Consider the following 23040-nt stretch of genomic DNA (forward strand, 5'->3'; position numbering starts at 1 on the left):
ACAGCCTGGCGTCCGCTTTGGGCCGGATTGCGGAATGGAAGCGATCGGTGATGGCACATGAAAAATCAGACCTGGGCGAACGCAATTGGATGGCTGCACGAGATTGCGCAGCGGAAATTCATCTCATCGAATTTCGCACCGACCGAAGTTCCCATGCTTCAACTTACAGCGCCGCTGAGCAAATCCGTTAGAGGCTATCCAATGGCAAGATGCTGCGATGCACAATTTCGTATTGCAGGTGCGAAGCCGTTAGTTTAGTTTGCCTTTGTTTAGCTCGTCCTTATGGGCGACTGGGGCAAGCTATGGCGAACCGTGAAGTTTGGATTGATGCCGCCAAGGGCGTTGGCATTCTCCTTGTGGTAGCGGCCCACATCGCCGGAGCGGGGAGAGATCCGTGGGATCCGGTCTTCGCCAACTCCGTGCTGCTCTTTCATATGCCCCTGTTCTTTGTCATCTCCGGTTGCGTTTACAAACCGGCCGACCGTGACCAGATGTTATGGAAGAAAGTCTCCAGCCTGGCTGTGCCATACGTAGCATTTCTGGTGGTCTTGACGCTGGCGGTCATATCCAGGAGAGTACTGCTGGGCGATGTTCCCACGCGCTGGCAGATACGTGAAATGGCTGTCAACGATGTCTTGGGAGGCATGCGCCTCTGGCGTGATTTTGGCGTTTTCTGGTTTGTAACCTGCCTTTTCTTCACCCAGCTTATTTACAATGAGATCGCGAATTGGGCGAGAGGTCCTGGCAGCATCCGTATGCTAGGGTTCGTCGCGCTATGCGTCGTCCTAGGCTATGCGATTGGATTCGAGTGGCCAATGAACCGCTCGCCTTGGGCTGTCGCAGCAGTGCCGATTGCGCTCTGCTGCTATTGGTTTGGTCATCTGCTTAAGACCTATCAATTCCGCTCCGTAACTCGATTGATATTTATCGGGATTGTAGGAGCGTCAGCCCTCGCCGCAGCTGGACGCGGAGCCGACATCCAATTCAACATGAAATATTCAATTTTCGGCCCGCCGGTGCTGGGGCTTCTGATTGCTTTGGCACTGTCCTTGGCCTTCATCATGGCGGTGCAGAAAGCAGCCAAATTTGGAAAGTTTGCAGCGCCAATGGCGAAGCTTGGCGAAGCCTCGTTGGTGATCATGTTCTTGCATCAATTTTTCCAATTTTCCCTTCGTGATATCGGGATTTCCAATGAGGCGGTGATCTTTGTGGTGGCAGTTTCGGGTCCATTCGCGATCTACCTCATTTTGAAACGATCCCCGCGACTTTCGCCATGGTTCTTGGGGACCGGATCCGGAACACCAGGTCGCGCAATTGCGTCGCTCAGAAACGCGACTGGCTGGCGCGCAGAAAAGTATCGGGACAATCTTATTCGCTTTGCCAAGCCGTATGTCGCCCAAGGCCTGATTTCTTTGCGATGGCCGCTTCGACGAAAGGGCCGTTCGCACGGGTTGCCTGGCAATTTGATCGTTTCGCTAACCTCTTATCCCAAACGTTTCGATACCCTGCATTTGACGCTGCGCTGTCTGTTGTCGCAGTCGGTTGCCCCGGACCGAGTTGTTTTGTGGCTGACTTCCGAGCATGCGGCGCAGCTGCCGGCCGCTGTCACGAACCTGAAAGCCCAAGGCCTCGAGATCCGGTTTTGCAAGGATATTCGCTCTTACAAGAAGATCATTCCTGCGTTGCTGGCCTTTCCGACCGCCTACATCGTTACGGCAGATGACGATGTCTACTATGGGCACAGGTGGCTCGAACAACTTGTCGAAAGGGCTGGTGAAAGCACCATCGTTTGTCACCGAGGCCACTCGGTAGCGTTCAATGATGCGGGGCAAATCGCGCCTTATGGCAACTGGTCATATGACGTCTCGGACACACCCAAGATGCTTTTTCCCACCGGTGTGGGAGGGGTTCTTTATGGTCCAAAGTCGCTATCGCCAGAAACGATCGACGAAGACAGGTTTATCGAACTTTGTCCCCAGGGCGATGATATCTGGTTATTCTGGATGGGCCAGCGGGTCGGCAGCAGTTACATAAAGACACAAAACCGCTGGGTAGAATTCCCCTGGAAGGGAACGCAAGCTTCCGCTTTGCATTTGACCAACGTCGGGACCGGCATGAATGACGAGCAGATCCGCAAGGTCACGACTCACTTCGGCCTTCCTGCATCGACACGACTTTCTTCTGCCCAGCTTAAAAGCCTCCCTTTCACTCCTGAAGAAATGGTCACGAGGATCCTGAAAGAAATCAATGCCAAGGGCGTTCTTACGCCCGACGATTGCCGACATCTATGGACCACAGGCGCTGCTGGAGATGATATGTAAGACCATATGCTGCCGGTAAGGTGCTCAAGCAGCCTCGCCGGAAAGCGAGGCTAAGCCATCCCAATTGCGGATGCCGTGCTTTTCGCCAAAGGACCGTCGCGGACGGCATGCGACGCTGCGGCATTGGCTTTCCTCTGCGCTATTGCCGCACAAGCCAAGAGACATAGGGCGCAATAGACCTGCCAGGCGGCCAGCCGGGTTCCTACGCCGCCGAGGCGTCCCGCGCGTCCTGGCGCCCGCCACCTCTGCGGGGAGGCCCCTTTGCGTGTGAGTCGCTCCTCTAGGAAATGGTCTTCAGGAGTGTGCGAGCCCGAGCCGCGCCTGTTCGTCTTGGGCGAAGGCTTTGGCATCTTCCTTGGAACTGAAGCCCTTGATGCTTACCACACCGTCCTCGATAACCCGCACGTAATACCTATCTTTGACTTCCTCGATCTCGACCGAAGTCTTCCACGGTTGCTTGTTCATCAATTGCCCCCCCCTGATGTCGCTGAAACGTCATCACCGGGGAAAATGTTCCAATCCGCCCGCTGCCGCAATGTGACGGGCCTTACACCTTTGGTCTAGCCCGGCGCGCCGTATCGCTGCCGGCGGGTCGGGAGTTCCGATCTTGGCGCCCTTTGCCGATTCTCATCGCCGTTGCCACCACAATTTCCTCGATTTGCCGAGGTCTTCATCCGCATGGGAAATGATCAAGAAGAACGCGGCCCGAACGATATTCTTCTTCGAGGCGTGTGGATGCACCCTGCGTGCCGCTTTGATCAATTGCTTGGGCGTCATCTCGGGCCTCACAATCCGGATGAGAGTGTCGCTTATCGCCCGCAATTCGGCTGCTTCCATAAGAAAACGTCCATCCTTTTTTTTGCGCGGTCGGCAGGCGAATGGCGCGATGATCGTACAGACCCAATGTGTTGCAGGGAACTGCAGAACCTTCAGCCTTACGTCTGTCGATTGCAGAAATAGTGAGGTGCCCCATTCATTTTGCCTTAGCTGCGCGATCGCGACCTACCCCAACAGACTGCCGATCTGATGGTAAGCGTGCGCTACAAGGCTCCTCCCGGAAATCCTGCAGCGAAGCGTGCCGCAGGTCTTCCTCGCCCCGCAAGTGTTTTACACGGCCGATCAGCCCGGGCTTGACCCAGCCGCCGAGCCGGCTTCCTCACCCGCCACAACGCTATTGACATTAGCCGCACTCAAACAAGCGGTCGAAACCGGTGAAACGATTGTTGGCGGCGAGATCCGGGCGTCGCGGTCCTAACGCGATGGAGAGTCTCCGATCGCAGATGTGCTTCTGGCGCCGGCCTTCACATCGAAATGACCGTAATTCGCGGCGACCTAGAGCTTGCGTTCGAGCTGCTACCGCTTAAACCCACAAGCGACCAATCTGCCCAAGGGTCGTCCGATGACGGAGACGGATCCGCGGACCAAACACCCACAAGGACGGCTCGCGCATCGGCTGACAATCCCATTGCTCAGGAGAGTGTCCTCAACGACCGTCTGCAGGTCGACTCACTGGGTTTCGCCTGCGCGCAGCAATCCGGACCACGCAAGAACATACCGATCAGCGGAACTATGGCGTGGGGCTGTTCATCTGCGGCACGATCTGTAGCGGGCTCTGTTACGCAGTCTGCTTCGGCCTTGTCTTTCGTAGTCAGCACGGTGCGCCAATGCGGCTTGTCGACACCTCACGACGTAGTTTTGGCCGGTTTATGCTCCATCTTTTGCTGCTTTCATCGTTCATATGGATGAATCCCGATCATATGGATGAGTCCCGATTATATTAGCAGAGGCGTATATACGCGCCAGCCGGTGCGCCATCATATGCCCCCACGCCGGCCAGGCCCGGCGGTCTGCTGCACCTCCGCCGATGCAGGGATGCCGGGCCGCATGGGCGGAGTTGGGTAGGTGTGGATTGGGATTTTAGCGCAAAGCATGGCGAAAGGCGTGTCCCGAGGGCGTGACGTGCGTATGTGGCGCGAGGCGGGGAGACTTGCTTTGTCGGGCGACTATGAAGGGTGGCAACCCATTGAACGGGAGCTTCGCAGCAAAGGGTTCCCGCGCGCCAATCTACTGCTTGATAACGATCGGGTCCGCGACAAATTAGACGATCTCTGCAAGAGCGCACAGGATAGACGTGCCGATGCCTCACCGGACATAAATGACCCCTAAGTCCCTCGATCGAACGTCGGCTTCCAATCGTGATTGCGCCGCCGATCAGCTTCAAGTTGCGTGCCGAACTTACCGTCTGTTGAGCAGATTAGCGCACCGTCGTATGCGGACATGATAAGTAGCTCGTACATCGGCTAAGGCCCCGGCGATTCACCCTGCGCCGGGGCTTTTTGCGTGCTTGTGTCATGCACGTCGTCGGTGCGGTTATTCGGGCAGGCCGGGGTCGTAATGCACAATGGCGTCAAGGATCGTTCGATAGAGGCTGTCCACCTCTTCGTCGATCTCGCCCCGCTTGATGCCTAGCGCTTTTGCGTCCGCAATCAGTTTGTGCGTGAGTTCGTCAACAGAGATGACATCGGCCTTCGTCGTCTCGGGGACGTTGTTAGCCAGCCATCGATGCAAGAAGTTGATTCCGCGTGTGGTCATGCCGCGAATAAGCTGCGCCTGCCTATAAGGTTCCGTATGAGAAGCCTGGGGCGAAAGCTTTGGCGCTCTTAGCGCGGACGAAGACAAATCCGCTGCCGACGCTCTATGGGGAAGCTGGCACACATGCCGCCTGCTCCCAAGCCAGCGAAGAAACCAGCTGGCTCACGAGGCATGAGACCCGTCGCCGAACGTCGCATCCATCAGATTTTTGAAGTCAGTGTGTGGCTCAAGGGTGCGCACGCCCTGATCGAATGTTTTGGCGGCGTCCTACTTTATCTCGCAACCACGGCGACCATTGTCTCGTGGGTCAGGGCCTTCACCCAGGATGAACTGGTCGAAGATCCGAACGATTTGATAGCTGGCTACCTGTCGCAGGCTGCGAGCCATTTCTCAATCGCCAGTAAAGAATTCTATGCCTTCTACCTGCTTAGCCCCGGAATGATAAAGATGCTCTTGGTCGTCGGGCTTCTGCGGGGGAAGCTCTGGTCGTATCCCGCTTCGCTCGTCGCATTGGGAGCGTTCATGGTCTACCAGGTCTATCGCTACACCTACACGTATTCCCCCGGCCTCCTGGTCCTGACCCTGTTCGACGCGATCGTGATGGTATTGATCTGCCACGAATGGCGCCTAATGCGGGAGAATCAGCCCGCTGCCGGGACTCTTGGGGGGTAGCAGCGGGCTGTGGGCTTACACCCCACGAGCAGCGAATGGGCAGCTGGTAATGGTTCGCTGCTCCGGGACAGCCATAGTCGACTGCGGTCTTGCACGCGACTTACGGATTCGTAAGGAAGGACGCTTGCGAATTAAAAAGGATCGCGAAGCTCGCGCATGACCAGCGCCGCTTCAGTGCGGTTTCGCACGTTGAGTTTAGTCAGCACCCCGGTCATGTGATGCTTGACGGTCTTCTCATGTAAATCCAGGCGCAGGGCGACCTCCTTGTTGGTGAGACCCTCTCCCACCAGCCGCAGGATTTCCGTTTGTCGTTCGGTCAGTTGACGCAGACGGTCCGCCACGCCGTTGGCAGGCTGCTGCGGGGATTGCAGATCGGACACCAGCCGCGCTGACAGGTGCGGGCGTAAGATAGCGCTCGCCCGCTGCCGCGCCGCGCAGAATGTCGGCGAGCGCGCGCGATCCTACACCCTTCAGGATATAGCCGTGCACACCCAGATTCAGAGCCTTCACTACATCCACATTGGCCTCCGAAACCGTTAGCATGACAATCGTCTGGGCCGGATTTTCGGCAAGGATGCTTGCAACCGCTGCAAGGCCGCCGCCCGGCAGGGAGATGTCGAGCAGCAATATGTCGGGATGCACCGTCGAGGCGATGCGTTCGGCATCCTGCGCCGTCGCACCTTCGCCGACGATCTCGAAGCCTCCGATCTCGGACAGGCTGCGCGTTACGCCGTCGCGAAAGAGTGGGTGATCATCGACAATCGCTATACGAATGGTTGCCGTCATGCGCTTGCTCCTCGACCGCCATTGTCTACCTCCCGCTAACGTCCCAATGGTCGCTTTGAAAGCGAGACAAGTTCGGCCTCGTCCTTGATGCCGGCCATGTAGTTGGCGATGATCCGGGAGGCGGTGGCGTCTCGCGCTTCCGGCGACTGATTGTCGAGGCTCAAGCGCTCAAAAACCCTGCCGAGCAAAGCCAACTCTGATGGGTCGAAAACACCGGCTTCAGTCGCCTTTTTTCGTATTGGCATCGTCTTCCTCCCGGAAATCCTGCAAGGAAGCGTGCCGCAGGTCCTCTTCGCCTTGCAAGTGCTTCACGCGGCCTATGATACCCGACTTCACCCACTGCGTCGCCGGCCGCTTCATGCCGTTGGGCGCCGGCCCGGCGTGCTCCTGGACGCGCTGCCACAGCCGCTCGCGGATCGCCTGGCTAGAATTGATGAAGGCTGAGCCGACATACTTACCGGTCGTGCGATCGGCCATCAGGGCGAAGGCCGGCTTGCCGGCCTCGCCGATATGCCGCTTCAAGGACTTGAAGCGCTTGCCGTCTTCAAGGCAGATGATGAAGTCAGGCGCGACCGACTTTTTGATACGCTGTCGAGCCGTTTCACGACAAGTCAGGCGAGTCCTGCCAACGGTTGCGGAACTTGACTCTAGCTTTTTTGTTGCTCGACATCACTTCTTTGGAGGATGATTCCAAGCGGAGTCAGCAAGGCCCTATGAAAGGCAACGCCAAGATGGTCACACGCGGGTTTTCAGGACGCCGGCCGCCGGCTGGCGACGCGCGCATACCCCCAGGACAACACCTCGAGCACGGATTCCCCGTCCTGTCGGCCGGGCCGACACCGAGGGTCCGCACTGAGGACTGGTCGTTTACGCTCAAGCACGGGCCGCGGCCGATCAAGAAGTGGAACTGGGCAGAGTTCAACGCCCTGCCCGTGACGAAGATGACCCGCGACATCCACTGCGTGACGTCTTGGACCAAGTTCGACACACCATGGCAGGGCGTCCTCGTCGACGACATCCTCGCCGACGCGGGTGTCGAGCCGCCGACCGCCTTCACGCTCGCGCACTCCTTCGACGGGTATTCAACAAACGTGCCGACCAAAGACCTGGTGGTGGGCAAGGCAATGGTCGCCCTGCTTTACGAGGGGAAGCCTATCCCGGCCGACCACGGGGGGCCGGCGCGGCTCCTGGTGCCGCACCTCTACTTCTGGAAGTCGGCGAAGTGGGTGAACGGCCTGCAGTTCACGGAGCGCGACGAGCCCGGATTCTGGGAATTGCGAGGTTACCATATCTACGGCGACCCATGGCGCGAGCAGCGCTACACGAACGACCCGTGAGCGAGGTCAGCGCACCGCAGTCGCCTTGGCAAACGGCGACAATCGCAAGCATTTTGAGGCGTACGCCTCGGGTCGTCAGCTTCTTCCTCCAGCCGTCGCAGCCGTTTGCCTATCGCGCAGGCCAGCACATCGACGTCAAGCTCACCGCCCCTGACGGCTACGAGGCGCGACGTTCCTACTCCATTGCCTCCGCGCCCGAGGCTGGCGAGCAAGTTGAGGTCGCGATCGAGAGGCTTGATGACGGCGAGGTGTCGCCGTTCTTCCATGACGTGGCGGCGGTCGGCGATGAGATCGAGGTCCGCGGGCCGCTCGGCGGGCACTTCGTCTGGCCGGATGGCGACCAAGGACCGATCCTGCTTGTGGGTGGTGGCTCCGGCGTCGTTCCGTTGGCGTCGATGGCCCGCCATCGCGCCACTCTTAGCTCGGAGGTACCGGTCGCCTTAGTCTATTCTGCGCGGACTTGGGACGAAGTCGTCTTCCGCGACGAGCTGATCGAACTCGACGGCCGCGGCGACGGTTTCAACCTGACGCTCGCGCTGACGCGGGAGGCCGCCCGCCGCCCTGCCGACCATTCCCGGCGGATCGACTTGGCGATGGTGACACAATCAATAGCATACCTCCCCAGCCCGCCAGACGTCGCCTTTGTCTGCGGGTCCAACGCGTTTGTAACGGCCGCCAACCAGGCGCTAATCGACGCGGGCGTCCCTGCAAGGATTATCCGCACCGAGCGTTACGGCGTTTGAAGAGTGAACCGCACGCCTCTCTCCCGGCCAAAGCAAACAAGGACGTACGAGACGCAAGCACCGAAATACCCGCCAGCAGGACCAACCAGTTCGCGGCTGGCCTGGCTTGGAGGTTGAGCGTAGAATCCCACTATAGAAATCCCTTATCTGACCAAGTTTTCAATAGTTGCAACAACTTCCCTTACGAAATATACCTCTCTTGAAAGCCACGGAATGTTAATCCGGAGTGCTCTGCGGGGGGATATCAATGTCACCGCCAAGCAAGCCTGCCGGCAGCGGTCGTGCAGTACCAAAGCGCGGCCCTAAGAAGGCAATACTCACGACTGCCGAAGCAATCAAGACACACGCGGCGGCGATAGAAAGGCTCGCGTCGGCCCACTTAGTGAGGTAAGCTTTACTTTTCACAATCTCCCGCTGTTGACGGTAGCCCAAATTCTTGCCGCACTGCATGGCTTTTTCAATATGAGTCCAGACGACAAGCTGAACGGCGGCGATAACGTTGCTGATCTCAATAGGGGTGGGCCGGCGTGTTTCGTATCGAGGTACGAGGATCTCGACAACCTCCCGCCGTTTCGCAGTCGCGGGCTCAGCCTCACGGCGGAAGACATTGCGAACGTTGGCGGGATTCTTCCGCCATGCCTTTGGGCAGATGTTCAGTGTTATGCGACCCGGCTCAAGCGATCGACACAGCCCGCCCGAACCAGTTGCTCGCGACAGGCTCACCCAGCGTATCGAGCCGCCGGATCACGCCGAGGGGGGGTCGGGGCGGTAACTCAGCCATCCTGAACGCGAATAGCCCCTAAACGCAAAAACCGCCCCGGTTAGACCGGGACGGTTATTGATTTATGATAGAATTGGTTGCGCGGACAGGATTTGAATCAGCTGACCTCGCTTGCGAAGTCCCTTCAACAGACGAACTCGGTTGCAGCGCTGTATTGGAGGTATCCCTCTCCGCTACCACCATTCCGCAACCCAGTTGACGCCGTGGGCAAAGAGCCCTCGCCCAAGAGTGCTGTTAGCCGCTCAGCGATTTCGACTTCTATCCCGCCGATCCCTGATGGATCTCGAAACACGGCGACGGTTTCGATCAGGTCGGGCGCGATCAGGGTCCGGCTGTCGTCGTGGCTGAGTTCGCCAGACACCTAGATTGTGCCTCCGACCTTGATCGCCCGTGCGTAGCCGAAGGCATCTTCCCACAACGCCCAAACAGGCTCTTTTCCATTCCTGCGTGTTTGTGTGCGGCATATACTGTCTTGCTGCGTGGGCCAACCCGCCCATCCGGGCAATCTGGTCCTGTTGGACCGAAGCATCGGCAAGGTCGTGTCTTCAAGCTGCCTTCGTGCGGAATTGATGGGCTGAAATGCGGCTCGCGCGTGTGGCCCTGGTTCCCTAATCGCTTGACGCTCTTCCGTAAGGCTGCTCCTGCTTGGGCGCGAAGTTTATGCACTGAACACGTTCTCGGGCTCAGGCGAATCGCTCTCACAACCAGGCACTCAGATCTCTGAAGGAGATATCGGATGAAGACATTCCTTACCGGATTGGCAATCGCTGGCGCCGTATTTGGGGCCATCGTGAGTAGTGCAGTTGCGCAGCAGGCCAAGCCCACCATCGTCCTGGTGCACGGCGCATTCGCGGACTCGTCGAGTTGGAACGGTGTCATCAAGATTCTCGAGAAGGATGGCTACCCTGTCGTAGGCGCCGCGAATCCTCTCCGTAGCGTCAAAGGTGATGCGCAGTACGTCTCGAACATTCTGGCCGGCATCAAAACCCCCGTCGTCCTGGTTGGACATTCCTACGGCGGTAGTGTCATTACCAACGCCGCTAACGGCAATGCGAACGTCAAAGCGCTGGTCTACGTCGCTGCATTTGCGCCCGATACGGGAGAATCCGCGCTCGGACTTACTGGCAAGTTTCCCGGAAGCACGCTCGGTGACAAACTAGCTCCGCCGGTGACGCTGTCGAGTGGCGGGGTTGATCTCTACATTCAGCAGGACAAGTTCCATGATCAATTCGCGGCGGATGTTCCGGAAGCAGATGCAACCTTGATGGCTGCGGCGCAGCGGCCAGTCACCGAAACTGCTCTCAAAGAGGAATCAGGTGATGCCGCCTGGAAAAAAATTCCGTCGTGGTTCATCTATGGCGACAAGGACTTGAATATTCCGCCGCAGGCTCTGGGGTTCATGGCGGAACGGGCGCACTCCAAGCAAACGGTGGTCATCAAAGGGGCTTCGCACGTGGTGATGATATCGAACCCCGCGGCCGTCGCGCAGATAATCGAGAGCGCGGCAACTGCACAGTAGGTGCGACTGAACCGTTCGAGTACACCTCGACACCACGAGTAGATCAGTAGCCTCGCTGCCGATCGCTCCGGTTACGTTCCAATCCAGCCACGCGGGTCAGCCCGCGGGCTGATGCACGCATCAATGTTGAGTTAATATGCCCCCCTCAGGAGCATTGGTAGGCCGACCTTCTCGAGCGGATAATGCGCTCGGATTTGGAGGGTCGGCTGCTTGACGCCTTATTCCATCAGATGCAGCGTGTGACGCCTGTCAGACTCCATCGGGACCGAGATCGCAGTTCCGGCGCTCGAAAGTCCGACCGCGGGTCGAGGACGATCTCTGCCTTCGGCGCCCGAGACATTGAGCCCTAGGCGCAGTTAGATCGACTGGCTGCGATCAACCCAATAGCTGGAAGGTGTATTGCTCCTTGCAAAAGGAGATTTCCAGCCATGAACATCGGAATCGCGTCCGAGAAATCAGGCCTGCCGTCGAAGACCATACGCTACTACGAGGATATCGGCCTTCTCAGCCCAGCCCGGACGGATAATGGTTATCGCGACTATTCGGTGGCCGACATCCACCGCCTGCGGTGCGCTCCCGGAGCCTCGGGTTGTGCCGCCAGTTGCTGTCGCTCTACCGCGACAAGGATCGCGAAAGCGCCGACGTAAAAGCAATTGCGGAAGCGAAGCTGGCCGAGATCGACAGGAAGATCACCAGCTGGTCGGATTGCGTGCCTCCGGCACCGTTTTGCTGCCGACGTCATCTATAGGAAACTCTCGCCGAGTCGTCGCGCTTGTGACCTCTACAAAATAGGTCGATCATAAACGCATGGTGATCAAGTCACCCTCTTCGCCCAGCCGCTTTCTGCATGGTTTTCAAAGCGACGCCATGTGGATGATAGCCTCACTGCTCGTCGCTGGCGGCCTGATCCTCGGATTCGGCCTCCTGGCTATAGTCTCAGAGGGCGACACGAGCGGTTTCGACCAGGCAGTGCTTATGGCGTTCCGCACTGCCGGTGATGCGACGAACCCAATTGGTCCGCCTTGGCTAGAAGAAATGGGGCGCGACGTTACGTCCCTAGGCAGCTTTGTTTTCCTGGGCTTCGTCTCTGTCGCCGCAGTGGGATATCTGCTGATAGCGGGAAAGCGACGATATGCCGTGCTGGTTGCGGCAGCCGTGGCCGGCGGAGAGGCCATCAACACACTTCTCAAAATCGCCTTTGATCGCCAAAGGCCCGATATTGCGCACTCCGCAAGAGTTTTCACCGCGAGCTTTCCGAGCGGGCACTTGATGCTTTCGGCGGTTACTTTCCTGACCCTTGGCGCGCTGCTGGCAAAGCGAACCCGGACCCCCGCGTAAAGGGGTATTTCGTTTCACTCGCGGTATTCCTAACCGTCATGGTCGGGTTGAGCCGCCTCTATCTCGGCGTGCACTACCCCTCCGATGTGCTCGCCGGTTGGTGCGTCGGTTCAGCCTGGGCCATCCTGTGCTGGTCTGGGGTCCAGTGGATTGAGCAGAGGCGCGGCCGATAATTCCCCAGTTACGTGGGCTTTTGCTGTCGCACGAACTTCCATTCGTCCCAGATCAGCACCATGACGAGCGCATCGAAGACGGTCAGGACAAGCAGGCCGAATGAATGGGTGTAAGAGTAACGGTAGACTTGGTAGACCATGAAGGCACCCAACGCCGCGAGCGAAGCCGGATACGACCACAGCTTGCCTCTCAGAAGCCCGACAACCAGCAGCAGCTTTATCAGGCCGTGGCTTAGCAGGTAGAAGGCGTAGAACTCCTTGCTGGCGATCGAAAAATGGCTTGCCATCTGCGACAGATAGCCAGCTATGAAATCGTTCGGATCTTCGATCAATTCCTCCTGGGTGAATGTATTGACCCAGGAGGCAATGGCGTCGGTGGTGACGACATAAAGCAGGATTCCGCCGACGCATTCGATCAGGGCATGCGCCCCTTTGAGCCAGATGCTGACCTCGAAAATCTGATGGATGCGGCGTTCGTCGACTGCTTTCACAAAATTCACCTCGCGATCGACAACAGCGGAAACGAGAAACGATGGATGCAGCTCTAACCCACTTGATCTACGCGGCAGCCGGGATCAGCCCTTTTCTTGATAAGGCAATGATCGCCGCCTCACAAATCGGCGTTCCGCTGATGGTGCTGGGCGTTGCCCTGCAATGGTGGGTAAAGGCCGACCGCTACCATGTGCGCCATGCTGCCTTGTCGGCCGGCTTGGCGTTCCTGCTCGGTCTTGCGATCAACCAGTTCATTCTTCTGTTCGTCCACCGGATACGGCCCTACGATGCCGGCGTGACGCACCTTTTTATTTCGCCAAGCGCTGACTGGTCTTTCCCCTCCGATCACGCAACAGCCACCGTTGCGATTGTTGCGGCCTTCGCAATGCAGGGTCTGCCGCGCCGGACGATTGTGCTTTCCATCATGGCGTTCCTGATCTGCTGGTCAAGAATTTACATAGGCACCCACTACCTGACCGACGTGATCGGCGGAGCCGTCACTGGCGTCTTAGGTGCCGTTGTGGCGCGATTGTCCTATCGGGAGAACTCCCGGCTGGACAATCTGGTGACAAGAATTCTTTAGGCCCTCGGCGATCCTCGCGCTGAAATGAAAACGATCCGGTTGAAAGGAGCGTTCCGATGACACAATCAGTTATTGTAGCGATCCTGTCGCTTGCTTGCGCCTCCGCCGTGGTCGCCGCCACCCACACCAGCCGCGATGCGATCGTCGAGGCTCGCCAAGCTTCGATGAAGGAGATGGCCGCAGCGGCAAAGACAATCGCCGGGATGTTCGACGGCAAGTTGGCCTATGACGCCGCCGCTTTCAAGGCGGCGGCAGAGACCCTCCGCGCCCGCACCGGACCTGCCCTGATTGCGGAATTCCCCAGCGCGACATTGGGCGCGCCGTCGGGCGCCAAGCCTGATATCGACTCCGCTCGCCCAGAGTTCGAGGCGCTGGCCCATCATATCGGGACACTGGCGGGCACCCTGGCTGCCGATGCCGAGCGCGCGCCGCCCCGCATTACCGACGAGATGCGAATGGGTTCCGGCCTGGTGATGGGTGGTGGCAGCCTACTTGGCAAACGGCCGGGGACGGTGGAAGCCGATCCCGCGAAGCTTCCAGCCGAGCACGTCCTGCATCTCATCCTGCAAGATTGCTCCAGCTGTCATTCGAAATTCCGGCAAAAGGTCGAGTGACGAGGAGGATCGTCTAATGCTCATCCAGCCGATCGATTTCTTTTCTCGTAGCATGGTTCATCCTGGCCGCCCGCATACAGCATGATCCCGTAAGGTGGGAACCGGTTTTCGTAAAAGATCACGCTCAAACAAGAAGATAATTTGAAACTACAGGATGCCTCATGCACAGTCTCACCCCCATCCTTTCGACCATCACCGCCGCCTTCCTGGCTTCCTTCGTCGAGGTCGTCGAAGCTTTTACCATCGTGCTCGCGGTCGGGGTGACGCGCAGCTGGCGACCGGCGCTGACCGGCGCAGCACTGGCGCTGGCGCTGCTGGCCGCACTGGTGCTGGCGTTCGGACCGCTGCGGGCGCTGGTTCCCATCACCATTTTGCAATTCGTCGTCGGTGTGCTGTTGATCCTGTTTGGCATGCGCTGGCTGCGAAAAGCCATCCTGCGCAGCGTCGGCGTCATCGCCCTGCATGACGAGGAGGCGGCTTTTTCCAGGGAAACAGCAAGCCTGCAGCAGCAGGCCAATGACGGGCGCGCCGACTATCTGGCGGGAGTGGCGTCGTTCAAGGCGGTGCTGCTCGAAGGGATCGAGGTCGTGTTCATCGTTATTGCGGTCGGTGCCGCGCATGGGCAGACGCTTTACGCCAGCCTGGGCGCACTGGCGGCGTTCGTTCTGGTGATGCTGATCGGCCTGGCCGTGCACCGGCCGCTGGCGCGCGTGCCGGAGAATGCGCTCAAATTCGTGGTCGGGCTGATGCTGACCAGCTTCGGCATCTTCTGGACCGGCGAAGGCATCGGTGCCGATTGGCCGGGCGCGGATCTCGCCCTTCCCGCCATTTTCGCTATCGTTGCGCTTGCGTCCTTTGCCGTCGTCCGCTGGCTGCGCAGCGCCTATCCCGCCGGAGGGCTCGCCCGATGAACATTGTCCGTCTTGTCATCAAGGAATTCGTCGGCATGTTCATCGACGACGGCAATCTGGCGTTGCTGGCGCTGATCCTGATTGCGGCGGTGACAGCGGCGGTAAAGTTTCTGGCTATGCCGCCATTGCTTGGCGCCATCCTGCTCCTGGTCGGCTGCCTCGCCATACTGATCCACAGCGTTCGCCGCGCGGCGCTATAAGCATTCGAAAAAATCGACCTGGATGGTAGTCGTGGGATCACGCCGGGGTAAAACCCGATTTCTGAGGCATAGGGAAGATTGCTATAGCTCACCATTTATGGCACGATGAGTTATAGAAAGTGTTGCAACCAAGTTTGAATGTCGCTTGGCCAGCAAAGTAGAAATGTCGCCACGGGGCAATTGGCGGGGCGGGGCGCAGCAATTTAGAAATGCGACAGTGACGCGCTTCTTGGCGCCGACGAGAGCGCCCGATCGGGCGACAGCTGGTCAGGGTTGCGCAGCCCGATCGGGTGCGGCTCCAGCCAAGCTCCCCGGCTTTAGCTTTGAGTGGCCCGCCAGTGCCTGTTCACGCCGGACGATGACCGCTGGATCGTTCATGAAATCCGTCCTTCGGCCAGGCTTCCTGTCGCGCTTCTGATAGCCAGTCTGTTCGCTGTTCGTCTTAATCTTCGGCGCGGGCCGAGCCTCATCTTGCTGGCTCTTGATCCATGACAGAACCTCGCCAAGCCGCTTGTTCTCGGTGACCGCGGCGTGGGTGACGCGCTGCTCTTTGTCGAAGATAGTGTAGGGCAGGGAGGATGCCTTCCATCGAACATCCAGGCGACCGTCCGCGAACTCGTAAATATCGACATATCTACCGACCAGGCCGCATGAGATATCGTTCTTCTCCAGCATGATCTGCTTGCGTTGGTAGGAGAAAGACAATTGCTGGCCGACATAGCGCTGCTCGCGTTTGCAGAGCAGGTCGCGGAGTCGATCGGCCGGCATGTTCAAGACACGATGCAGATTGTCCGGCCGGTTAGGGATCTTCGCAAACTTGTCGTTGAAGCTGGTCGTGAATGCCGGCAGAAAAGCGTTGGCTTCTTCGATATCTGAGATGCCAGCAAGACGCAGTTCCTTCACCAGCCGGTCCTGCAGCGTGCGATTGACACGTTCGACCCGGCCCTTGGCCTGACTCGAATTGGCGCACAGGATCTCGATGTTGAGCTCGGACAAGGCTCGGCCGAACTGTGTCATGCCGCGGCCGGCACGCGCCTCGGCCTTGGCAACCCGGAACACCGTGTGCTTGTCGGAATAAAACGCCACCGGGCAGCCGTGCGCCTCCAGATAGAGTTCCAACGCCTCGAAGTAGCTGAACGTGCTCTCCGACTTCACAAAACGTAGCTGCTGAAGCTTGCCGGTGGCATCATCGATAAAGACGAGCAGGGTGCATGCATCACCCCGCTCCTCGAACCACCGATGCTCGCTGCCGTCGATCTGCACGAGTTCGCCATAGGCTTCGCGCCGCAAGCGCGGTTGATGAAATGTCCGGCGCTGCTTGCGCGACAGCCAGATTCCGGCCTCTGCCATCCACTTGCGCAGCGTCTCGCGCGACACGACCAGGCCATGTTCCTCGGCCAGCTTCTCAGCCGCCAGCGTCGGACCGAAATCGAGATAATGTTCGCGGACCAGACAGACGGCGAAATCTCGAATGCCATCGCCAATCTCACGGTTTGAGCGTCGACCTCGCGCCTTGTGTCGTAGCGCGGAAGCACCGTCGAATTGGAATGCCTTCAAAAGCCTCTGGACCTGACGCCTGGTCAAGCCGAGCACATGTGCCGCCGTGACCGTTGTCATCCTTCGCTCGATGATCTTCGATAGAACCTCTATGCGTTGCAGCTCGCGTTCGCTCATCAACACCAATCCCACCTAGAGTCTCCCTCGCTATCGGTGCCGGGGAGAATGGCATCCAGCAAAGCGGAAGCGACATTCCTACTTTGCAGAAGTGGGACATTTTAACTTTGCGCCTACAGAAAGGTGCCCTATAACTCATGCTATGGAATTGGGAGCAGGCTGACTGGCCGCATTTTACCTACGATAAAAAGGTATTGGAACCGCTGGAAAGCGAGTTCCTGTTGCGATCGGGCGAGTTCCTGGGCGTCTTTCGTCATGTCGGTGCCGACGATCGTGATCAGATCCGCATTGATCTTATCAGCGAAGAAGCCTTGAAGACGTCCGCGATCGAAGGGGAATACCTCAACCGCGAGAGTCTGCAATCATCCCTGCGCCAGCAACTTGGGCTGGGCAGCGAGACCAGGCGCATTCCACCTGCCGAGCGCGGCATCGCCGAAATGATGGCCGATGTTTACTTGCATTTTGCCGATGCCATGCAAATCGTTTCCAATCGGCTGGATAAGGCCAAAGTGCATTTCGAAGCGCCGCCGTCGGCGCGGGTGAAAACCGAAATGGACGCCTTCGCCGCTTGGTTCAACGATACCTCACCCAAAGGCAAGACGCCGCTCCCTGCGTTGACGCGGGCCGGTATTGCTCACCTTTATTTCGAGAGCATTCACCCGTTCGAGGATGGCAACGGCCGCATAGGGCGCGCCCTATGCGAGAAGGCGCTGGCACAAAACCTGGGTGAGCCCAGCCTCATCGCTTTGGCGTACACGATCGAACGCCACCGCAAGGTCTACTACGACAGCCTGGAGGCCAACAACAAGAACAACGCGGTTACGGACTGGCTGCTCTACTTCGCCAACACGATCCTTGAAGCGCAGCGCGTAACGCTCGGTCGTGTCGAGTTTTCCGTCGCCAAGGCCAAGTTCTACGAACGCTACCGGGATCAGTTCAACGAGCGGCAGGAAAAGGTCATTGCCCGGATGTTCCGCGAAGGTATCGACGGCTTCAAAGGCGGGCTCAGCGCCGAGAATTACATCGCCATCACACAGGCATCACGCGCCACGACAACCAGAGATTTACAGAACCTTGTTGCCAAAGGTGCGCTAACAAAAACAGGGGAACGCAGACACACGCGCTACGCACTCCACGTGCCCGATTCCAGCAGATAGCGATTCTACCATTCCCTATCCATGATCTCGCACGAAACGCCGCATGCGGTCGGTCACCGTCAGGGAACGCATCACCCATGGTTTCTGAATAATAATGTGCTGAGCTTGGATCAACGCGCCTCCTTCCAGAAAACTTACCGCGATGTTCAAACGTCTCGGGAGCCAATCAGAAAAGCTCGTCGACAAATCATCAATTGCGATAGTCGCGACCCCGTTGCTGACAACCCAGTTCGCAATCGCAATGGCATCTTTGGATTGTGAAACTCCAGGCCGACGAAGCGGAGAAGGCAAAGGCGGCGAAATGGAAAAAGTGACGCGGAGCAGGCTTGGCAGGAGTGGCAGGCGATACAAACGGGCCAGCGGGCAGGGCTGAGAAAGCGAGAGGCATTACTAAATCGTAATTTAGCGGCCACAAGTCTGCCAGGAAGCCAACTGAAGTGGGAGAGACCCTTTTAACGGGAGCCGTCGTCGAATGACCTCTACCGCATACACGTCGATCCAGAAGTTTCTGCACTGGGCGCTCTTCGTGCTCGTCCTCCTGCTTTACGCACTGACCTACGGCGAAGACCTGTTGCCTCGTGGCGACCCGACAGTCGGTGCCATCTGGCGGCTGCACATTTCATTTGGTCTTCTGTTGGCCGGATTGCTGCTTTGGCGGGTTGTTCTGCGCGGCCTAAGAGGGGCACCAAGTCTTCCAGACGAAATGTCGGCGCCCGAGCGGACCGCAGCCAAGATCGGCCACTTTGTCCTCTATGCGCTGCTGATCGCGATCCCTGTCCTTGGCATCCTTTTGACATGGCTTAGGGGTGATGCGTTGAGTTTCTTCGGCCTATTCACAGTGCCGGCACCATTTGCACCCGATCGAACTACGGCTCGCACGATTCGAGAACTTCACTCGTTATCCGCCAATGGGATATTGATCGCGGCCAGCTTACATGCTGCAGCCGCGCTCTATCATCACTTCGTCCGCCGCGATGCAGTTCTGACAAGGATGCTCCCAAAGGGTTGAGCCTGGCGGGCTAAACGCTAAACCAAGGCGGGCCACCACGACGCGCGAGGTACTTCCACGCTGTCGGGCCGAAACGGGCGCTGGTGAGCCTGCCAGCGGCCCGACAGCCACAGTGCTAAACCATTGGGATGGCTGCTGTATTGCGAGTTATGACATCGTAACGCGAGGCCACTTCACGGCAGGCCAGCCTCCAAGCTTCGGCCTTACCTTTGGAGGTGACGGCGAAGCAGCCTTATATTGCGATTGTTCGCCTTAAAATAGACGTCGAAGATTGAGCCGAGAATAGGAACGCTTCCTATCACAGTATCAAGCAGTACATTCCCTAACATGCGGGCGACCAAGCCATTTCCAGCCCCGCAGTTTCGGGCTCGCAAGACGATATAGGCCGAGACCAGGCCCGTCGCCACATCTCCGAGTACGGGCGCCAGACCCACCAGGGCATCCAGTCCATAACGAACTGACGTCCCCGGAATGCGCCAGCGGGAATCAAGCAAAGCGGCCAATAGGTCCAGCTCGGCGATTGCTTTTTCTGCCTCAGGGTCGCGATGGCCCTGCCCCCGCGTCCCGGCCGCCGGGCGTGTGCGATTTACCAGACCTCCCCGGTCTAGAGTTGTGACTCTAGACATCGCCGCCTGAATTCTTGGCTTGCGGCCTACGCGGGGGCACGTCGTCGAGCAGGGTGGTCTCATCCGAGCCTTGCGTTGCCTCAGCTGGCAAATCACCATTTGGCGTCATCTTGTTGACTGCCTCGGGCAAGTCTCGTGTGATCCTGCGGATGAGGTCCTCGCGCGAAAGACCCGTCTGCATCGAAAGGGAAGTGAGCGTGTCTTCGTCAATAGCCGCTTCCACGTCGCTTGGCTGGATCGGCTCGTTCGGCCCGGTGCCAACCCAAGAGTCGACCTTCGATCCTGCCCCTGCCCCTCTGAATCGGTCGAGGATGTCGCCAAGGGCCGTCCCGGACACCCCTTTCGATATCTGATCCAGAATCCCGCCTTGCGGGTCGTTGGGATTACGATTTCCCGCTTCACGGATCATGTCGCCGATCTTGTCGCGATTCTGGTATGCCAGGACGCCAAGCATCGCGATCGCCAATTTTCCCAGATTCGCCATTTTGGTCTCCTCAACGGTTCACAAGAGGAAGGGCTCAGCTTCACAAAAGTTCCGCGAGATCTAATGTTGGTTATTGTCGTTGCGGCGCTGTCCGGAAGGTCGACCAATCTATCGACTGAGATGTGAGGGCCGTTACGAAGTTATGCTTGTGATAAAGCCTTGGATCCCAATGCCTTGGGCCGAGTTGACGGAACCAAACAGGGCGTGCCGCGTCATATAGGCCATCCGGAGTGAACTCGATGATCAGGCTCCTTGTTGTCACGGCGGCGTTCCTCCTCGCTTGTGGGGCAGCCGAAGCGGCGAAGCAGGATTTGGATGTAATCAACCAGGCGCGATTCGCATCCGACACGCCAAAGGGCTTCAACCCAGCCGTTTTGAAGGCGCAAATTCTTTTAGATCGCGCGCGCTTCTCGCCGGGCCTGATCGACGGCCGGCTTGGAGAGAGCTTCACCAAGGCGGTCAGCGCCTTCCAGACGGCGAACGGATTCCCGTCCGATGGCAACCTCACCCAGGAGACCTGGGACAAGCTGCTGGCTACCTCCGCGAGCCCGGTCCTGATCACCTATGAGCTGACGCGCAAGGATGTGCGCGGACCTTTTACCAAGCGAATTCCGGCTCGCCTGGAGCGGATGGCCCGGCTGTCGAGGCTCGGTTATCACAATGCGGCCGAGAATCTGGCGGAGCGCTTCCATATCAGCGAACCCCTGTTGCGAAGGCTCAATCCTGGCATCGGCTTCAGGAAGGCCGGCACGAAGCTGCTGGTCCCCGATATTGGCCGGGGCGATCCTCCCGCAGCCATTGCCGAGGTCGACAAGGAGGCTCGCGTGCTACGCGCGCTTGATACTTCCGGTAAAGCGCTTGCAGTCTACCCCGCTTCGATCGGCAGCGACGAAAAGCCGGCGCCGAGTGGCCAGGCAGAGGTCAAACGCGTGGTGCACAATCCGACCTATCACTACGATCCCGACTTCGCTTTCAAGGGCGTCAAGACCAAGCGACCCTTCACCATTGCTGCCGGCCCGAACAATCCGGTGGGGTCGATATGGATCGATCTGTCGATCGAAAGCTACGGCATTCACGGCACGCCCGAACCCGGCAAGATCGGGAAGACCTTCTCGCATGGCTGCATCAGGCTGACGAACTGGGATGCCGAGGACCTCGCCTCGATGGTGCAAAAGGGCACGAAAGTTACCTTCAAGGGCGAAATGGCCGACTCTGGCGACAAACCTAAATAGGCATGCCGCGCCAATCGGGTTCATTTTGAAATGATTCAGAATGCCTCCCCGAGGTCTGCTTTGCCGTGTCAAGTTTGGTGCACCGACGCGACGATCTCCGGGCTAGTTAGAGAACCATCGGTCCCTACTAGACCCACTAGCGTTGAGGGTGACCCCCAGTAGCAGACCCATTGCAGCGCCGATTATGAAGGCTGTCGACACAGTGCCCGGATTGTCCTGGACGGCCCCCGAAACAGATTGAGCCCCGCTCCGAAGCGCCTGAGCTGTACGGCCGGCCCGATCGGCAGCGCTGTCATACCAGCCTGTGGCTTCCTCGACGACCTCTTCTGCGCGCTCAGCAAGCGTCCGATTGATCTTGTTAATCTCGCGCTTCAACTGAGCAACCTGCTTCTCCAATGCTTCCTGAGCTTCACGCTGCGTCGGCCTGGATGTCGCGGCTTCATTTGGGTCATCAGCCATCTTCAGACTCCTTGATTGTGAATCCTCAACGGCCAACGGCTGCGTAAGGTTCCTAAGACCGCGGGGACTGGCGTCCGGTTCAGCTCGCTTTCTTTGCAGCCTCCAGCGAGCGGCGCCGGCTTTTCCAAGCGGCAGGAAGTAAAAATGAGCGATCAGATCAGCAGTAGACGAATGCCGACTGGCGCCCCCGGCAGGGCGTGGCGATTCAGGTTTGGTGGTTACTCAGGGGTGTGGAGTGCGAACGAGCTTTGGAACCTTACTGGTTGTGGACTGTTGAGGCAGTTATTCGAATGCCGCTTCTTAGCGTAGGAGGCGGGCCCGCATTGCCATCCGTCGCTCATTTGGCGGGCTCCTTTAGCAGAAAGCGAAAGATGATGAATCGGATTATTTGGATTGTTGGCGCGATCGTAATTGTCCTTTTTATCTTAGGCTTCCTAGGACTGCGATAAACCCTGCACGATAAGCCGTCCGCGGCAGCGCGGTCACGCTGCGCTTGACTTGCACCTCCTGCCTACGTCGCCTTTGGGGAGGGCAAACCCCTTTGTGCTTCAAAGTCGCTGGTGTCTTCGGATTATTGGATCCTCACCTTGGCGCAGCACCTGACGCTAAGGCGAGTCTCAATTACCAATCCAGATGCTAATCCGCTCATACGACGCATATTTGCATCGGACGCAGCCGCAACCGTTGGCTTATCCGGATCAGATCGTCGTGTCCGTCCAGCGCACGATATCCTTGGCCGCCTCGCCGAAAGCGCTGTCGAGCGCGTTGACATAGGCCGGATTACCACTGCCCGCGACGGGCGCGGATGCGGTGAAGTTTTTCGAAGCGCGCACTTCGCCGTTGCGGTCGTTCAGGATGCGCACGAACAGATTTACCTCGGCATGCTCGCCGCCATTGACGCGGACTTCGAAGGAGCGGATCTCGACGATCACCTGATAGTCGATCGCCAGCCCCTCGCCCGGCTTGCCGACGCCGGCAAAGCTGCCGGAGCGCTGGAAGGTTTCGGCGAGCCTGGCCTGCACGATCAGCGGCAGCCGATCGGCCCATTGCGCGCCCTTGAGATACTGGATCGAGCCGTCGGACGGCTTGATGACGATATTCTGGCTGTCCAGCGCCTTGAGCGCGGAAGGCTGGGCGATCAGGATCTGGCGGCGGCTGTGGCCACGCGCATCGATCGAGGGGGCGGACAGCTCGAACGTATCGAGCGGCGCAGGCTTGCCTCCCAATGCCGCGCAGCCGGCGAGCGCCAGCGCAAGCAACGCCAAACTAGCGTTGAGGGCGTCCGATTTGACCCTAACCGATTTCACACGCGATCACCCTTATTACCGAATATTTTC

Annotated in this window: 26 protein-coding genes and 3 pseudogenes; 15 read left to right on the plus strand and 14 right to left on the minus strand. The window is 58.5% G+C overall.

The window, feature by feature from the left end; all coding sequences use genetic code 11:
- Nucleotides 1-302: 302 nt before the first annotated feature.
- Entirely contained in the window at nt 303-2321 is a 2019-nt protein-coding gene (locus AC56QX_RS33325; protein WP_497112816.1) for an acyltransferase family protein, read from the plus strand.
- A 294-nt stretch (nt 2322-2615) separates the two neighbouring features.
- On the opposite strand, the gene AC56QX_RS33330 is transcribed toward AC56QX_RS33325, so the two are convergent.
- The 3 genes from AC56QX_RS33330 to AC56QX_RS33340 form a co-directional block, all read right to left on the minus strand.
- Entirely contained in the window at nt 2616-2786 is a 171-nt protein-coding gene (locus tag AC56QX_RS33330) for a hypothetical protein (RefSeq protein ID WP_497110464.1), read from the minus strand.
- A gap of 205 nt (nt 2787-2991) precedes the next feature.
- Nucleotides 2992-3294 (minus strand): hypothetical protein, encoded by a 303-nt coding sequence (locus AC56QX_RS33335; protein WP_497112817.1) that lies wholly within the window; start codon nt 3292-3294, stop codon nt 2992-2994.
- A gap of 1397 nt (nt 3295-4691) precedes the next feature.
- The gene (locus AC56QX_RS33340; RefSeq protein WP_497112818.1) at nt 4692-4913 is read right to left on the minus strand and encodes a DUF768 domain-containing protein; all 222 of its coding nucleotides are present in this window, start codon (nt 4911-4913) and stop codon (nt 4692-4694) included.
- A 171-nt stretch (nt 4914-5084) separates the two neighbouring features.
- Between AC56QX_RS33340 and AC56QX_RS33345 the strand changes: the two genes are divergently transcribed.
- Nucleotides 5085-5585 carry a DUF2127 domain-containing protein gene (locus AC56QX_RS33345; protein ID WP_497112819.1) on the plus strand — a complete coding sequence of 167 codons (501 nt, stop codon included), beginning with the start codon at nt 5085-5087 and terminating at the stop codon, nt 5583-5585.
- 131 nt (nt 5586-5716) lie between these two features.
- Here the strand turns inward: AC56QX_RS33345 and AC56QX_RS33350 are convergent.
- From AC56QX_RS33350 to AC56QX_RS33365, 4 genes and pseudogenes are all read right to left on the minus strand, one after another.
- A pseudogene (locus AC56QX_RS33350) lies at nt 5717-6371 on the minus strand (response regulator).
- 35 nt (nt 6372-6406) lie between these two features.
- Nucleotides 6407-6616 carry a hypothetical protein gene (locus AC56QX_RS33355; protein ID WP_497112820.1) on the minus strand — a complete coding sequence of 70 codons (210 nt, stop codon included), beginning with the start codon at nt 6614-6616 and terminating at the stop codon, nt 6407-6409.
- A complete protein-coding gene (locus tag AC56QX_RS33360; RefSeq protein ID WP_497112821.1) occupies nt 6591-6893 on the minus strand; it encodes a hypothetical protein in 303 nt (100 codons plus the stop codon). Before AC56QX_RS33360 ends, AC56QX_RS33355 begins: the two co-directional genes overlap by 26 nt.
- Nucleotides 6879-6953 (minus strand): annotated as a pseudogene (locus AC56QX_RS33365) (MucR family transcriptional regulator); the annotation flags it as partial. The gene AC56QX_RS33360 and the pseudogene AC56QX_RS33365, both read right to left, overlap by 15 nt.
- A gap of 149 nt (nt 6954-7102) precedes the next feature.
- Between AC56QX_RS33365 and AC56QX_RS33370 the strand changes: the two are divergent.
- Both AC56QX_RS33370 and AC56QX_RS33375 read left to right on the plus strand, forming a co-directional pair.
- Nucleotides 7103-7708 carry a sulfite oxidase-like oxidoreductase gene (locus AC56QX_RS33370; RefSeq protein ID WP_497118026.1) on the plus strand — a complete coding sequence of 202 codons (606 nt, stop codon included), beginning with the start codon at nt 7103-7105 and terminating at the stop codon, nt 7706-7708.
- Complete coding sequence (locus AC56QX_RS33375; RefSeq protein WP_497112822.1) at nt 7705-8451, plus strand: ferredoxin reductase; 747 nt, start codon at nt 7705-7707, stop codon at nt 8449-8451. Before AC56QX_RS33370 ends, AC56QX_RS33375 begins: the two co-directional genes overlap by 4 nt.
- 216 nt (nt 8452-8667) lie before the next feature.
- On the opposite strand, the gene AC56QX_RS33380 is transcribed toward AC56QX_RS33375, so the two are convergent.
- The gene (locus tag AC56QX_RS33380; protein WP_497112823.1) at nt 8668-9174 is read right to left on the minus strand and encodes a hypothetical protein; all 507 of its coding nucleotides are present in this window, start codon (nt 9172-9174) and stop codon (nt 8668-8670) included.
- 794 nt (nt 9175-9968) lie between these two features.
- Between AC56QX_RS33380 and AC56QX_RS33385 the strand changes: the two genes are divergently transcribed.
- The 4 genes and pseudogenes from AC56QX_RS33385 (at nt 9969) to AC56QX_RS33400 (ending at nt 12262) form a co-directional block, all read left to right on the plus strand.
- The gene (locus tag AC56QX_RS33385; protein ID WP_497112824.1) at nt 9969-10751 is read left to right on the plus strand and encodes an alpha/beta fold hydrolase; all 783 of its coding nucleotides are present in this window, start codon (nt 9969-9971) and stop codon (nt 10749-10751) included.
- Nucleotides 10752-11179: 428 nt separating this feature from the next.
- Nucleotides 11180-11442, plus strand: a pseudogene (locus AC56QX_RS33390) (MerR family DNA-binding transcriptional regulator); the annotation flags it as partial.
- Nucleotides 11443-11558: 116 nt separating this feature from the next.
- Complete coding sequence (locus AC56QX_RS33395) at nt 11559-12089, plus strand: phosphatase PAP2 family protein (RefSeq protein WP_497112825.1); 531 nt, start codon at nt 11559-11561, stop codon at nt 12087-12089.
- Nucleotides 12090-12127: 38 nt separating this feature from the next.
- Complete coding sequence (locus AC56QX_RS33400) at nt 12128-12262, plus strand: phosphatase PAP2 family protein (RefSeq protein WP_497112826.1); 135 nt, start codon at nt 12128-12130, stop codon at nt 12260-12262.
- An 8-nt stretch (nt 12263-12270) separates the two neighbouring features.
- On the opposite strand, the gene AC56QX_RS33405 is transcribed toward AC56QX_RS33400, so the two are convergent.
- A complete protein-coding gene (locus AC56QX_RS33405; RefSeq protein WP_183448056.1) occupies nt 12271-12753 on the minus strand; it encodes a DUF2127 domain-containing protein in 483 nt (160 codons plus the stop codon).
- 41 nt (nt 12754-12794) lie between these two features.
- Here AC56QX_RS33405 and AC56QX_RS33410 point away from each other — a divergent pair, with 41 nt between their 5' ends.
- The 4 genes from AC56QX_RS33410 to AC56QX_RS33425 all read left to right on the plus strand — a co-directional run bounded on the left by AC56QX_RS33410 (nt 12795) and on the right by AC56QX_RS33425 (nt 15062).
- Nucleotides 12795-13337, plus strand: coding sequence for a phosphatase PAP2 family protein (locus AC56QX_RS33410; RefSeq protein ID WP_497112827.1), 543 nt, complete (start codon nt 12795-12797; stop codon nt 13335-13337).
- 56 nt (nt 13338-13393) lie between these two features.
- Nucleotides 13394-13951: a cytochrome c gene (locus AC56QX_RS33415; protein WP_497112828.1), complete on the plus strand. Its 558-nt coding sequence runs from the start codon at nt 13394-13396 to the stop codon at nt 13949-13951.
- Nucleotides 13952-14112: 161 nt separating this feature from the next.
- Entirely contained in the window at nt 14113-14862 is a 750-nt protein-coding gene (locus AC56QX_RS33420; protein ID WP_497112829.1) for a COG4280 domain-containing protein, read from the plus strand.
- Nucleotides 14859-15062: a hypothetical protein gene (locus AC56QX_RS33425; protein WP_497112830.1), complete on the plus strand. Its 204-nt coding sequence runs from the start codon at nt 14859-14861 to the stop codon at nt 15060-15062. The genes AC56QX_RS33420 and AC56QX_RS33425 overlap by 4 nt, the downstream gene beginning before the upstream one ends.
- A gap of 267 nt (nt 15063-15329) precedes the next feature.
- On the opposite strand, the gene AC56QX_RS33430 is transcribed toward AC56QX_RS33425, so the two are convergent.
- The gene (locus AC56QX_RS33430) at nt 15330-16751 is read right to left on the minus strand and encodes an ISNCY family transposase (RefSeq protein ID WP_497111020.1); all 1422 of its coding nucleotides are present in this window, start codon (nt 16749-16751) and stop codon (nt 15330-15332) included.
- Nucleotides 16752-16873: 122 nt separating this feature from the next.
- On the opposite strand from AC56QX_RS33430, the gene AC56QX_RS33435 reads away from it, so the two are divergent.
- Nucleotides 16874-17893 carry a Fic family protein gene (locus AC56QX_RS33435; protein ID WP_497112831.1) on the plus strand — a complete coding sequence of 340 codons (1020 nt, stop codon included), beginning with the start codon at nt 16874-16876 and terminating at the stop codon, nt 17891-17893.
- A gap of 472 nt (nt 17894-18365) precedes the next feature.
- Nucleotides 18366-18902, plus strand: a complete 537-nt coding sequence (locus tag AC56QX_RS33440; RefSeq protein WP_183448046.1) for a cytochrome b — start codon at nt 18366-18368, stop codon at nt 18900-18902.
- Between the two features lie 203 nt (nt 18903-19105).
- Here AC56QX_RS33440 and AC56QX_RS33445 read toward each other — a convergent pair whose 3' ends face one another.
- Nucleotides 19106-19627, minus strand: coding sequence for a DUF4112 domain-containing protein (locus tag AC56QX_RS33445; protein ID WP_497112832.1), 522 nt, complete (start codon nt 19625-19627; stop codon nt 19106-19108).
- A complete protein-coding gene (locus tag AC56QX_RS33450) occupies nt 19521-20012 on the minus strand; it encodes a YidB family protein (protein ID WP_497112833.1) in 492 nt (163 codons plus the stop codon). Before AC56QX_RS33450 ends, AC56QX_RS33445 begins: the two co-directional genes overlap by 107 nt.
- A gap of 239 nt (nt 20013-20251) precedes the next feature.
- Here AC56QX_RS33450 and AC56QX_RS33455 point away from each other — a divergent pair, with 239 nt between their 5' ends.
- Entirely contained in the window at nt 20252-21244 is a 993-nt protein-coding gene (locus AC56QX_RS33455) for a L,D-transpeptidase family protein (protein WP_497112834.1), read from the plus strand.
- 102 nt (nt 21245-21346) lie between these two features.
- Here AC56QX_RS33455 and AC56QX_RS33460 read toward each other — a convergent pair whose 3' ends face one another.
- Nucleotides 21347-21703, minus strand: coding sequence for a hypothetical protein (locus tag AC56QX_RS33460; protein ID WP_497112835.1), 357 nt, complete (start codon nt 21701-21703; stop codon nt 21347-21349).
- A gap of 698 nt (nt 21704-22401) precedes the next feature.
- Nucleotides 22402-23010 (minus strand): ABC-type transport auxiliary lipoprotein family protein, encoded by a 609-nt coding sequence (locus tag AC56QX_RS33465; protein WP_497112836.1) that lies wholly within the window; start codon nt 23008-23010, stop codon nt 22402-22404.
- Between the last annotated feature and the right edge of the window lie 30 nt (nt 23011-23040).

It is taken from the genome of Mesorhizobium sp. RCAM 06353, assembly GCF_059683585.1.